The organism is Chitinivibrionales bacterium, assembly GCA_035516255.1.
Lineage (GTDB): Bacteria > Fibrobacterota > Chitinivibrionia > Chitinivibrionales > FEN-1185 > FEN-1185.
This window is the reverse complement of record DATJAL010000036.1, coordinates 16,954-29,185: the sequence shown is the minus strand read 5'-3', so window position 1 is coordinate 29,185 and position 12,232 is coordinate 16,954. Positions and strand designations below refer to the sequence as shown.

The window sequence follows — 12,232 nt, the reverse complement described above, 5'->3', positions numbered from 1 at the left end:
ATATGTCCAAAAAGCCGACCATAGAATCCCTCTGCAGAAAATATAAAAACGAGGATGCCCATTCGCGGTTTGTCGCCGGGCTTTCGCTCCAGATATTCGATGCGATGAGCCGTCATCTGAAATTACCGGCGTCCCTTCGCCCGACGCTGAGAGCCGCGGCGCTTCTCCATGACATTGGCTATTTCCAAAAACCGTCCGATCATCAGGCACAGGGCATGCGTATCGTGATGAAAAAGGGGGTGGCGGGCTTTACCGACGAACAATGCAGGACCATTGCGGCCATAATCCTGCTCCACCGCAAGGACTACACGAAGGCGTATTTCGACCGCTTTTTCAAAAATCTTGACAATAAGGTAACCGCCCTCAGGCTTGGCGCGATCCTGCGCGTCGCCGACGGCCTTGACCACGGCCACGTACAGAACACATCGATACTTTCCGTCAAGAACCGCCGCGGCGGCACCCTGCTTTCGGTCTCGAGTCCCACCTACCGGGGCAACATCGCGTGGGCCCGGGCCAAGGCCGACCTGTGGAAAAATATTTTTCCCAAAGAGCTGCGCATCGTCGAAAGCACCCGAGCGGAAGCGGCGGGGAAATTTTTCGGGATCGTGCGGCCCGGCGACGGCGTTCTTGACGCGGCGCGAAGGCTTTTGTATCTCCAGTACCGCATCGTTGCCGAACAGTACGGCGGCATGCTCACCGGGGAAAGCGACGAGCCGCTCCATGACGCCCGCGTGGCCCTGCGCCGGCTCCGTTCCTGCCTGCGCCTTTTTGCGCCGTTCCTCCCGGCGAAAACCTGCCGCGCCATCGATGAAAAAATCGCATCGATCGCGCTTGCGCTTTCGCCGGTGCGCGACAACGACGTTTGGCGCGCTTTCCTGTTTTCCCGGCGGATGTCGGACCGCTTTAGGGGCAGCAGCGATTTCGTCCACTTCTGCGCGCTGCAGTCGCGCATGAAAAAAGCCGACCAGCAGGCGTTGCGGAAAATCCTGGCCGGCCGTGAGTATACCGCTCTTATGCGTCACATCAACCGCTTCCTGCGGATCGAGCTTCCGCAGAAGTCAAATAAGCCGCAGGTCCCGCTTGCACCGTTTGCCGGCCGCAGGCTCGCCGCTCTTTACTTTGAGGTATTGTCGCGGCCGGGCGTGAAACCCGACTATGACGTGAAGCAGATGCACCACCTGCGGAAGCTGTGCAGGCGCGGCCGCTACTGGTCCGAGTTCTTCGCGCCCGTACTCGGCAGACCTGCGGCGCTGTTTGCCCGCCGCTTCAAGGCGCTCGCCGACACGCTCGGCGACCTGCACGACACCGACATGGCGCTCCTGCGCCTGCGCCAGCAGGATTCCCCCGCGGCGCCACAGCTTCTTTTGGCGCTTTCTGCCAGTAAGCGCGTGATCCTCGCCGCGTTCCGCCGGTCGTGGCGTTCCCTGCGGATGTCGTCGATGCTGTATGCGGCGGCCGCGCTGTTTGGTCAGGGCAAAAGCAATGCCGCGTTTCTCCACCTCGTGCGCCATGCGACCGCGGCCGCAACCGGCGGTGAAAAACGCCGGCTTGACACGCAGGGAATACGCGAGGCGCAGACCGCGGGCCGCGCCCTGTCGCTCCTCCAGTGCCGGCCGGGCGTCCTCGCGTCGAGCCCGCTTGCGCGCGCGCACGACACCGCGGCGGTCCTGGCCCAGAATTTCTCGTTCAACGCGCCGGTGACGAAAAAGCAGTGCCTCCTGCCCGACGCCGACGTCGCCGACACACTTGCCTGGCTGAAAACCATTCGCCAGAAGTCCGCAGTATGCGTGGGGCACATGCCGCACCTGGCGCATTTGTCAAAGGCGCTGCTTAAATCCGGCCGGGGAGCGCCGGTTGAGTTCAAAAGGGCGTCGGCGTGCTGCATCTCGTTTGCAGGGAAGATGGAGCCGGGAAAGGGAGCGCTTGAGTGGTACTTTACACAGAGGAAAATGAAACGGATTGTGGAAAGGATTACCGGAAAACTGTAACCTCATTCCGTTTAATCAAACAACGCGATCCGTCCTTCGAAAACCCCGCACGCTTTTAAACTTTATTCCGCCTTCACCTTCGTCCTCACCGGCGTCGCGCCCGTCACCGGCATTTTAACGTCGATCTTCTTCGACGACTTTATCGCATCCACCAGTTTCCTTTCGGGAACCGTAAACCGCGCCGTGGAGAATTCCGGCACGTTGTACACCTTGATGAACGAATCGTAGAACTCCGGGTCGGCCTGGGGCATGATGAACGGTTTTGACGAGGCGCCGGCGGCGTCGATGCGGCAGAGGTAGATCCGCGCGAGGATGCCGCCGTCCCTCTTGCTTGTAAAGGCGATCCACCGGCCGTTGGACGACCACGTGTGCCACGATTCGGAAAAACCGCTGTTGGCCGAAAGCGGCAAATACGCCCTGGTGGAGAGGTTCATGAGGTACAGGTCGCTGGAATGTTGCAAGTACGGCGACGGCCCGTAACGGTGCATGCAGAACAGCACGAATTTTCCGTCGGGTGAAACGCGCGGCTGTGTGATGCTCAGGCCGGTGGTCTCGGACGAGAGCACCACTTCGGGATCGCCCCAGGTACCTGTTTTCTCGTCGTAGGAAATCCGCATCAGGTTGTAGCGAAGCTTTTCAAGCCCGGGCGGCGGCACGGTTTTAAAATCCTTCCACGGGACGGGCGCGCTGGAAAAATACAGGTATTTCCCGTCGGGCGCCCAGCAGGGCCAGGTTTCGAGCTCTTCCTCTTTGTAAATCTGGGGCACGGTCACGACGCTGTGCTTCACGGCATCGTAGACCACGAGGCCCGACGTGAGGTCGAAGGCGTCGCGGAGGTCCCGCCATGCCGCGTGAAAGCACTGGTTGATCTTGTTCAGCGAGCACACCGCGAGCTTTCCGCTCGGGTGCCACGAGGAATAGCCGAGCTTCGTGTTTATCTTCGTGATCGCGCCGTTTTCCACGACCAGCGCGGAATTGCCCAGGTCCTGCGTGCGCACGTGGAACATGGCCCGTGACGGATCGTTGTTGCACAGCGTGTGGCAGTTGCAGCAGCCCGGGAAAAAGTTGCGCGCGTTAAGCACCTCCGATTCCCGGTTCGTCTCGAGGTCGCGTTGATAGATGCAGAGATCGCGCGAAAAATTGTACAGCACGCTCAGGGTGCGGTACACCAGGTACGGGTCGATTTTTTCAAAGGCAATGGAGTCCTCGACCGTTTTATATCTGCTCCACGCCCCCTTGTTTCGCGCGAAAACGTCGATGTGAAGCGGCTTCCCCGCATTGTTCGAAAGGAGCGCGGCCCATTTCTTTTGGGGAATGACGACGCGCGGTCCCGGCGCGAACAGATCGATCGGCGTTCCGCTGGTCGAGGAAATACGCACAAAGAACGCTGACCCGCGCTCGCCGATCACGAAATTGAGCGGCCCGATGTTCGGCGGGACCTTGACGCCGTTGTAATCAGGACGCATCGATGGTAGGCGGTCAACCGCAGTGCTGCGTTGGCTTATATCGGAAAAGTGTCCCCTGCAGCAGCCAATGCCGGCGGCAACGCACAAAAGAATGATATACACTGCGACGCGCCTCACTGTTTTCCTCCGGGGATGAAACCGAACGTGTAGAAGTAAAAGTAGGTGTTCCCGAATTCTTTCAGAAGGGCCTTTTCCGCGCCCGGACGGTTTCCGTATGCGTCAAGCGCTTGAATAAACCGGTCGCCGCGTTCGAACGTTTCTTTGGCAATGCCGGCCTTCGGCAGCACCAGGCCCGCCGATGAATCCGGGTGTTCCCGCTGGTAAACGACAAGCGCCTCCTGATAAAGCCGCGGCGTTTCCGCGTAGCCGAAATCATCGACACGGTACAGCAGTTTCGCCACCTTGTCGGGCCTGCGCGAAAGCAGGTAGTATGCCATGAGGTATTCAAAGGCCATTTTGTTCGCGTGGTTGCTCCGCAAAAGGCTTACCAGCAGTTTTTCCGCGCTGACGTTGTTGAGAATGAAATCCTCACGGTCCATCAGCGACCGGAGCCGCGCGACCTCGGGGTCGGCATGACATAAAGGATCCTTTGCGATTTGATCCAGAAGGCGGCCCGCCGCAATGCCGTACTGCGGCGCATGCCTTAACTTTTGCAAATAGGCTCCGGCAAGCTCCATGTTCCCGCGCGCGATCTGCACCCGTGCGCGAGCGTACATGAGGAAGGGGTGCGGTCCCATGTTTTCCATGGCCTCCCCCAGGAGCTTTTCCGCGAGCGCGGTTGAGCCGAGGTCGAGGGCGACGTCGGCGCCGAGGGCCCAGGCGGGAAAGTACACCAGCCACGACATGTTGAAGAGCAGCAGCGGCTCGGGATCGCATGACTGGGGGAACGAAAGCATGTTCGAGGAAAACTGCCCGGTGTGAAACAGCGCGCGGTAGATCGCATGGGTGACCATGAGCTGGGTGTTGGTAGACCTGGCCGGGAAATCCCTGAAAATGGCCGATTTTCTCATGTCAAGTATTTTGTCCCACTGCCCGTAACGGGTGTAGTGCAGCGCCTGGCCGAGGCCGCGGATGTTCTCCGTCGTGCTGCTTTGAACGGTGAAGACCATCACGCCGGCGAGGAGGGCGGACGTCATTAAAAAACCCGCGACTGCTGAAATGGTTCCAGCATTAGGAGTCTTTTTCGCATTTGTTTTTTTATCCGTTATGGGTAAGCCGGATAAAAGCGCGATGGCCAATGGACACGAGTAAAGGTAGAGGACCGGTCTTTTCACGTCAAACATCGTGGAATAATTGAAAACCTGGTCAAAAGGGAACATGGAGAATTTACAAATGATGACGATGCCGACAACGCACAGGCCGGCAATAAAGGTCGGAAAAAAGGATTTTGACGAATGAAATTCGCAAAGCATGCCGGCCGCCAAAAATAAAAGCCCCGGCAGGCTGAAGGCGTAATAGGAGAGAAGTCCCAGAATAAAAAAAACAACGGGGCGGAGCCTAGACAAACCAGACGGCACGCGCTGAAACAGCGCACAGAGCGCAAGCGATCCCGCCGCCGCGACGATGGCGGGGAAATAATGCATTTCGTACCGTGACACGACCGCAAGCAGCAGCGCCGGCGGTACATACCAGATGAACGAAAGAAACGAAGGCAGGGAGCCGCCGGCCTTTTTTCCGACTGCGATCGGCAGGTAAAACAGCAGCCAGGCCATGCCGGTAGTGAGCAGCGCGCCGAGCCACGGGAGCCCGCACGCCTCGACGAGAAGCGTGATGGTCAATTTTGTCAACCCGCCGGGAACCGATGCTATTCCGGCGGCATATTCTTTTGTAAACTCAAAGAGATAGGAAAACTTATGGGCGCCGTTGAAGGTATAGATGACGCCCGGCTGGACGTAGAAGAGAATGAACAGGTAATAGGCCGAGAAGAAAAGGAGTGCCTGGAAAAACGGAAAATCCCGCTTTAACAACCCGCTCTTGAGACCGGAAACATTCATAAGCTTCTTGTTGACAGGTTGAGAAGGTTTAACAATCTATTATCAATGAAAAGACTGACATCTGCATATCAATGGATTTTCTTCATCATTTTCTCGGAAATCTCTGCGGAAAATTCTTACCCTTCCAACAGGAAAAATAAGCGAGTTCATCCGGAAATTCAAGCCGGATGAATTGCGAGGAAGCGCCTGATCATCTCATTTTCGGAATCCACCGGGGAACTGATTTGCAATACTTCTCGTAAGCCTCACCGAACTTCTTCTTCAACTTCGGTTCCTTATAGAGCGTGATAAAAAGATGAAACGCCACAAATGCCGCGGCAGCGTATCCGAGAAGCCATATCGATTTGAACCAAAAGAAGTAACCAATGAAAATGGTCAACACGCCAAGGTAAATAGGATTGCGAACCTGGCGATAAACGCCGGTGACGACAAGTTTTTTCGGCGGGTCGACCGGCGCGGGCGTGCCACGGCCCTTGAACGTGAATTCCCAGAAGCACCACAGGACGGTCACCGCGCCGATGATCCAAAGGGGAAATGCCAGAAAGGCAAAAATGCCCGTTTCGATTTGCGGACTTTTCGGAAGAAGGGCAAAGGGAACGTAGCCCGCGCCGAGACCTGCCGCGAAAATGAGAAATAAAAAAGATTTGATGGCGGTCACGATATTTCCCGTCGCTGCGGGTCACTTCTTCCGCAAGGCGTCCATTGCCAGCCCCACTGCTCCGTGCGCGTCGAACGCCTCTTTGTAAAGCGCCGCGTCGACCGGTTCTATTTTCTGCAAGTTCCACGCACCGGGCAGGTAGATCACCGGCTTGCCGAGATCGAGCGCCAGACCTATTTCGCTGAGCGTGCCGAACTTCCCCGGAAACGCGACGAGCACGTCGGACGCGTGCACCACGAGCGCGTTGCGCGCAACGCCCATGCCCGTGGGAATCACGATCTGCACATACGGATTTGCCGCGCTCTTATCCGCTCCCGGAATGATGCCCACCACAACGCCGCCGTTTTCGGACGCTCCCCTGCTCGCCGCTTCCATGACGCCGCCGAGCCCGCCGCACACGAGTACCGCGTTGTTGTTGGCGATGTACCTGCCTACTTCATAGGCAATCTTGAGCGTTTCTTCGGAAGCTTCAGATCCGCCTATCACGCCGATTGCCGGGTTTACTTTTGCCATTCAGAAGTCCTTTGCTTTAACTTGATTCAAGAATTCACCGCAGAGGCGCAGAGAGCGCAGAGAAAGCCAAAGTCAGAATGAAACCGAAAACACGACATCATTAAACTCTCTCTATTTTTTTCTTTGCGTACTCGGCGTCTCTGCGGTGATGTTTTTTTATGAAAAATCCAAGAGACAAAATCACTCCCCTATTATTTTAATCAGAACCCTCTTTTTTCTTCTTCCGTCAAATTCCCCGTAAAAAATCTGCTCCCACGGCCCGAAATCAAGTTTGCCGGCCGTGACCGCCACCACCACCTCGCGTCCCATGACCTGGCGCTTGAGGTGCGCGTCGCCGTTGTCTTCAGCGCCGTTGTGGCGGTACCTGCTCACGGGTTCGTGCGGGGCGAGTTTTTCGAGCCAGTCATCGTAGTCCTTGAGGAGCCCGGGCTCGTCGTCGTTGATGTACACGCTCGCCGTGATGTGCATGGCATTGACAAGGCAGAGTCCTTCGCGGACGCCGCTCTTTTGGAGCGCGGCCTCCACCTGCGGCGTGATGTTGATGTATTCGCGCCGGGTGTGAGTGCTAAACTCAAGGGTTTCCCTGTATGATTTCATGATTTCCTCAAGAATGACTCACCACGGAGACACAGAGGACACAATGAATCTATACAACCCATTTTTTTCCCTGTGCTCCCTGCGGTGAATTTTATCATAAACCTAATTTCGCAAGCCTCTGCTTCAATTCACCGCCCTGCTTTTCGTTGCCCGGCTTTGACAAAAGCGCAAACATGTTCTTCTTGTAGGCCTCGACGCCGGGCTGGTCGAACGGGTTCACGCGCAGCAGGTAGCCCGAGAGCGCGATGGCCTTCTCGAAAAAGTAGAACGTCTGGCCCAGCGTCTCCTCGCCCCTGTCCGCAAGCGTGATGGTGGCGCACGGCACGCCGCCGTCAAGGTGCGCAAGGAGGGTGCCGCGGTACGCCTCGGCGTTCACGTCCTCGAAGCTTTTTCCCGCAAGGTAATTGAGCTCGTCGCTGTCGTCGGAAAGTTTCGGCAGCTTCATCGACGATGCGGTCTTCTTGAGCACCACGAAGGTCTCAAACACGTTGCGCACGCCTTCCTGCATCCACTGCCCCAGCGAGTGCAGGTCGGTGGTGTAATCCACGGACGAGGGGAAAATGCCGGTAAGGTTCTTTCCCTCGCTTTCGCCGGCAAGCTGCTTGAACCAGTCGCCCAGGTAATGCAGCTGCGGCGCGAAAAGCGCCATGACCTCGGTGGTCTTGCCGCGGCGGAAAAGAATGTTCCGGGCGGCGGCGTAGCGGCCGGCGATGTTTTTCGCAAGCGATTTTTCACTGCAGAATCCCATTGCCTCTTTTGCGCCCGCGAGCATTTTGCTTATGTCAAGGCCTGCCATCGCGCAGGGGAAAAGTCCCACGGGCGTGAGCACCGAGAACCTGCCGCCCACGTCCGAGGGAATAACGAACGTTTCATATTGTTCCTCATCGGCGAGCTTGCGCAGGGCGCCCTTTGCGGCATCGGTGGTGGCGACGATCCGTTTCGCCGCGTCCTTTTTGCCGTAGCGCTTCTCCATCCACTGCTTTACGATACGGAAAGCGATGCCCGGCTCGGTGGTGGTGCCGCTCTTGGAGATCACGTTCACCGCAACGCTCTTGTCCTTGACAAGCTCGAGCAGGTCAGTGATGAAATCGGAATTGATCTGGTGGCCGGCGAAAATCACGCGCGGCTTGCGCAGGTCCTCGAACGACGGCGACACGAACTCGATCGCCGCCTTCGCGCCGAGGTACGACCCCCCGATGCCGATGCAGACGAGCACGTCGGTTTCCGGACGCAGCGCTGCGGCAATGTCGCTTACCTTCTTCACTTCATCCTTGCCGATGGCCGACGGCAGATCAAGCCAACCGAGAAAATCGCTCCCGGCCCCGGTTTTCTTTTCCAGCATTTCCTGGGCGGCCATAAAGGATTCATTATAGGCCTTCCATTCATTTTCTTTGATCCATTCGCCGAGGCATCGGTCGTCGTAGAATATTCTCTGCATAATTCGGTGATTCTCCTCTTTTTTAATTGTTTGTAAATCCGGGCGTTCCCTTCCAACCGCCGTTCGCGGGTGCGCCCAACTGAAGGGGTGAATCTTGTAACTGTCGGTACCCGGCCGCATCCAGGAGAGGAAAGCGCCCGCCCAACTGGGAAGGGCGGAAAGCGCTTCCGAGGACCCCGCGGCCCCGCCAGGGGCGAGGAGGCCGAGGCCTGGGGAGACGACCCTTGGAAGTACCCGAAGGGGTATACCTCTCCCCCGACTCTTGTCTTACAAATATTTCTGTATCGTACTTTTCTCTCTGTCAACCGGCTTTGAGATCGTCAAGACGATCGCGCCATTTTTAAATAGTGTCACCTGGCCGGTCGACTCCGAAACCGTTATCGACAGCGCTTTCGTGCACGCCGTAATTCCCGCCGCAGCCGCATGGCGTGAACCGAACCCGCTCGGCAGCAATTCAACCTCGGCTTGGGGTCTTAAATAACTTCCACCCGAGAGCACGATGCCGTCGCCCGTGATGATGAATGCGCCGTCGATGGCCGCGAACTCCTTAATGGTTTCGGCGAGCGCCGGATCGATGATGTTGCGCTCGGCCTCGCTGTAGCCGCGGAACGGATTGATGATGAGCTGCGTCACGTATTTGTTCACGGTGTTGGTGTCGCCGAGCACAAAGATCGTTCCCATGGGTTTGCCCTCGCGCCCCTCCACCGCGATCTCCGCCGCGAGCCCGAGCACGCGCTCGAGCACCTCGGGCATGATGTCGGGCGGCAGGAGCGCCGGCGAATTGGAGAAGAAAAACTCGTACTCGCTCGAAACGTCGAGCGCCACGACCGTATCGAACACGCCGGTCTTTGAATTGCCCGACAGGCACACGACCTTGTCGTTGTTGTCAATCAGGTTGCGTGACAGCGACAGCAGCATGCCGATCTTCACCTGGCCGGTGCGCGAGGCCGGAAACGACGGCGCCTGGATGCAGGCGGCGAACCGCTTGTCCTCGGGGTCGAAGCGCGACTTGTTGCTCGTCACCACGATCACCTTGCCCCTGCCCTTCAGCACGTCGAGGAAATCGTTGTCGCGCACCGCGTCGGCGAACACCATGATCGCCGTCGCCTTGATGTCCTTGGCCAGGTCGATGGCGGCGCTGAGCACCGGCGCCGACGCCTTCTTCACCACCTTCTGCGGCTTCTCCTCGTCGGTGACGCCCGCGGCCGGCGAGAAAAGTTCCGCAAAGTCAACGCCGGCGGGGGCCGACAGCAGCTTGGCCCGCACCGCGTCGGCCTTGAAAAAGGAGGCCACCTCCGACAGCAGTTGGATGTGCCCGGTGTTGTCGGCGTGCTCGTTGGTGATCACCAGCACGATGACGTAGGCGAGCGCGCCGCGCGCGGCGTCGTACTTGACGCCCGCGACGCTTCTGCCGACCGCGATGGCGAAATCGTCATTGATGTCGGCGCGCAGGTGCGGGATGGCGATCCCCTGGCCGATGAACGTGGAGGCCGCTTCCTCGCGCTTGAGGATGTCTTCCACAAAGGCCTTCTGCCGGCGACCCACCTTGAGCGCCTTGCACAGCTCCTTCACGAGTTCCTTGATCGCCTCCATCTTCTCGGTGGACTTGAGATCGACCACCGCCGGGACCTTGACATAATCCTGGAACGGCATCTGTTTCCTCCTATTCCATGAGCGCCGACGCGTAATAATCGATGATTGACTGTTTCCGGATCGCGAGCGCGCCACCCTGCATCGAAACAGCTTTCACGCGCCGCAGCTGCTTGAAGCCGATGGCGACGATCTGGTGTTCGGTGAGGGCGTCAAGGGTTTTGGTGTTGCGTTTCTGTTCCCTGAGACGCAGCACAATCTCCTGCACCCGTTCCGCAGCCGCCCGTTTGGCGATTGCCGGGTTTTTCTTGAGAACGCCGGCCACCACATGCTCGGGCAAAAACCGGTACAGCGACCGGAACACCGTAGACAGTTTGTTGCAGACAATCCGCATGGACGCCTGGTGGCCTGAAAAATCATCGCGCGCCTTTGCGTTGAAATTCGCCTTGACATCCACAATTTCATTGACAGCAAGGGGCGTGCCAATGTCGACGTACACCTCGCCCTGCGAAAGGCCGAGCCGCGTGCGCAAAAGAAATTTACCGAACGCGAGAATGTCGGCGCCGAAGTAATATAGGGTGCCGGCGAGCCGTCTGAAAACATTGTTCGATTTCTTCCGCATCTCCTTGCCCTTTCCCAGCATCTCGAAATAGGGAAGTTCGGGCAGGTATTCATAGGAAACGGTGCCGGGAAGCAAATACACTTTTTTTTGGGGGTTCCTCGCCTGGGCAAGGATCGCGGACAAGAGAATGCCGCCCCTGGGCTCCATCATGTCGCCGCCGTAGCTCCTGCCGCCTTCGGGAAACACGAGAATCGGCTCGTTGTCCTCAAGCATTCCCACAACGTCAAGGCAGAGCTGGCGCACGTAATTTTTCCTGAGGGCCATGTCCCGTTTCACGGGAAAGGCGCCGAAAGACTTGAATTTTTTTCCGATGAACGGCAGGGTGGTCAGATTGTCGCCCGCGGCAATGCGGAGGTATTTGACGCCGTTGTTGAACAGCACCCATCCGAAGAGAAAATAATCGGTCTGGCTCCGGTGCGACGACACCGCCATGACCATGGAATCCTTGAGCGTTTCGGGCTTGTATCCGTTCAGATCAACGTGGATTTTTGAAAATGCCCTGGTGAAAAACCATTCCAGGGTTTCCACGATGTTGTCAACCGCGGTCTGATAGGGTTTCTTCATGTGCGTAGTGAAAAATACCTTGTGAGGGAAAACCCTGCCAAATCATTCTATCCCTCAGGACAATTTTAAGTTTTTGAAGGATTTTCCCTTTTCCGGTAGCCGGTTATTTTCTATTATATTGATACATCGAACCTGAATGTATTCCACCATCTTCAAAGGACCACCACCATGTCCGACCTCACCGCCTCGATCAAAACCGAAAAAGGCACCATCAACCTCACGCTGTTCGCCGAAAAAACGCCGCTCACTGCGGCCAATTTCGTGAACCTTGCCAAACGGGGATTTTACAACAACCTCAGGTTCCACCGCGTGATCGCAGACTTCATGATCCAGGGCGGGTGCCCCAAAGGAAACGGCACGGGCGGGCCGGGCTACAAGTTCCGCGACGAATTCGTGAAGGAACTGCGCCACGGCAAACCGGGCATTTTGTCAATGGCCAACTCCGGCCCCAACACCAACGGCAGCCAGTTCTTCATCACGCACGTGCCCACGCCCTGGCTCGACGGTCATCACACCGTGTTCGGCGAGGTGAAGGGCGATCAGGACATGGCCGTGGTCAACGCCATCCGCCAGGGCGACCGCATTGACACGATAGAAATAAGCGGTAATGCGGATGAATTGTTAAAGGAGCAGCGGGAGGAAGTGGAGCAGTGGAACAAGAAGCTGAGATAACTGGAAGTTTACAATAAAGAGCTGGGCGCCTGCCGTCGGCACCGGCCCTCCTTCCGGGCTCGGCTGTCCGCCTCGTTGCCGGACCGCCCTAGTCGCCTTCGGCGAGGAGTCGGCCGGCAATTCGCTCTGG

The 12,232-nt window shown here is 57.6% G+C and carries 10 protein-coding genes; 2 read left to right on the top strand and 8 right to left on the bottom strand.

The window, feature by feature from the left end:
* The first annotated feature begins 2 nt into the window (after positions 1 to 2).
* A complete protein-coding gene (locus tag VLX68_10995; protein ID HUI92762.1) occupies positions 3 to 1,988 on the top strand; it encodes a CHAD domain-containing protein in 1,986 nt (661 codons plus the stop codon).
* A 62-nt stretch (positions 1,989 to 2,050) separates the two neighbouring features.
* On the opposite strand, the gene VLX68_10990 is transcribed toward VLX68_10995, so the two are convergent.
* The 8 genes from VLX68_10990 to VLX68_10955 all read right to left on the bottom strand — a co-directional run bounded on the left by VLX68_10990 (position 2,051) and on the right by VLX68_10955 (position 11,430).
* Positions 2,051 to 3,571 (bottom strand): hypothetical protein, encoded by a 1,521-nt coding sequence (locus tag VLX68_10990; protein HUI92761.1) that lies wholly within the window; start codon positions 3,569 to 3,571, stop codon positions 2,051 to 2,053.
* Positions 3,568 to 5,448 (bottom strand): DUF6057 family protein, encoded by a 1,881-nt coding sequence (locus tag VLX68_10985; protein HUI92760.1) that lies wholly within the window; start codon positions 5,446 to 5,448, stop codon positions 3,568 to 3,570. The genes VLX68_10990 and VLX68_10985 overlap by 4 nt, the downstream gene beginning before the upstream one ends.
* 190 nt (positions 5,449 to 5,638) lie before the next feature.
* Positions 5,639 to 6,106 carry an isoprenylcysteine carboxylmethyltransferase family protein gene (locus VLX68_10980; GenBank protein HUI92759.1) on the bottom strand — a complete coding sequence of 156 codons (468 nt, stop codon included), beginning with the start codon at positions 6,104 to 6,106 and terminating at the stop codon, positions 5,639 to 5,641.
* 21 nt (positions 6,107 to 6,127) lie between these two features.
* The gene (locus VLX68_10975; GenBank protein ID HUI92758.1) at positions 6,128 to 6,619 is read right to left on the bottom strand and encodes a TIGR00725 family protein; all 492 of its coding nucleotides are present in this window, start codon (positions 6,617 to 6,619) and stop codon (positions 6,128 to 6,130) included.
* A 180-nt stretch (positions 6,620 to 6,799) separates the two neighbouring features.
* Positions 6,800 to 7,216 carry a secondary thiamine-phosphate synthase enzyme YjbQ gene (locus tag VLX68_10970; protein ID HUI92757.1) on the bottom strand — a complete coding sequence of 139 codons (417 nt, stop codon included), beginning with the start codon at positions 7,214 to 7,216 and terminating at the stop codon, positions 6,800 to 6,802.
* Positions 7,217 to 7,310: 94 nt separating this feature from the next.
* The gene (locus tag VLX68_10965) at positions 7,311 to 8,654 is read right to left on the bottom strand and encodes a glucose-6-phosphate isomerase (GenBank protein HUI92756.1); all 1,344 of its coding nucleotides are present in this window, start codon (positions 8,652 to 8,654) and stop codon (positions 7,311 to 7,313) included.
* Between the two features lie 267 nt (positions 8,655 to 8,921).
* Complete coding sequence (locus VLX68_10960) at positions 8,922 to 10,307, bottom strand: PTS sugar transporter subunit IIA (GenBank protein HUI92755.1); 1,386 nt, start codon at positions 10,305 to 10,307, stop codon at positions 8,922 to 8,924.
* Positions 10,308 to 10,317: 10 nt separating this feature from the next.
* Positions 10,318 to 11,430, bottom strand: a complete 1,113-nt coding sequence (locus tag VLX68_10955; protein ID HUI92754.1) for a 1-acyl-sn-glycerol-3-phosphate acyltransferase — start codon at positions 11,428 to 11,430, stop codon at positions 10,318 to 10,320.
* Between the two features lie 168 nt (positions 11,431 to 11,598).
* On the opposite strand from VLX68_10955, the gene VLX68_10950 reads away from it, so the two are divergent.
* A complete protein-coding gene (locus tag VLX68_10950) occupies positions 11,599 to 12,102 on the top strand; it encodes a peptidylprolyl isomerase (GenBank protein HUI92753.1) in 504 nt (167 codons plus the stop codon).
* Positions 12,103 to 12,232: the final 130 nt, after the last annotated feature.

What these genes read in the sequence shown, in the direction of transcription:
- VLX68_10995 (HUI92762.1), top strand. Translation starts at nt 3, where the DNA reads ATGTCCAAAAAGCCGACCATAGAATCCCTCTGCAGAAAATATAAAAAC.
- VLX68_10985 (HUI92760.1), bottom strand. Translation starts at nt 5,448, where the DNA reads ATGAATGTTTCCGGTCTCAAGAGCGGGTTGTTAAAGCGGGATTTTCCG.
- VLX68_10975 (HUI92758.1), bottom strand. Translation starts at nt 6,619, where the DNA reads ATGGCAAAAGTAAACCCGGCAATCGGCGTGATAGGCGGATCTGAAGCT.
- VLX68_10970 (HUI92757.1), bottom strand. Translation starts at nt 7,216, where the DNA reads ATGAAATCATACAGGGAAACCCTTGAGTTTAGCACTCACACCCGGCGC.
- VLX68_10965 (HUI92756.1), bottom strand. Translation starts at nt 8,654, where the DNA reads ATGCAGAGAATATTCTACGACGACCGATGCCTCGGCGAATGGATCAAA.
- VLX68_10960 (HUI92755.1), bottom strand. Translation starts at nt 10,307, where the DNA reads ATGCCGTTCCAGGATTATGTCAAGGTCCCGGCGGTGGTCGATCTCAAG.
- VLX68_10955 (HUI92754.1), bottom strand. Translation starts at nt 11,430, where the DNA reads ATGAAGAAACCCTATCAGACCGCGGTTGACAACATCGTGGAAACCCTG.
- VLX68_10950 (HUI92753.1), top strand. Translation starts at nt 11,599, where the DNA reads ATGTCCGACCTCACCGCCTCGATCAAAACCGAAAAAGGCACCATCAAC.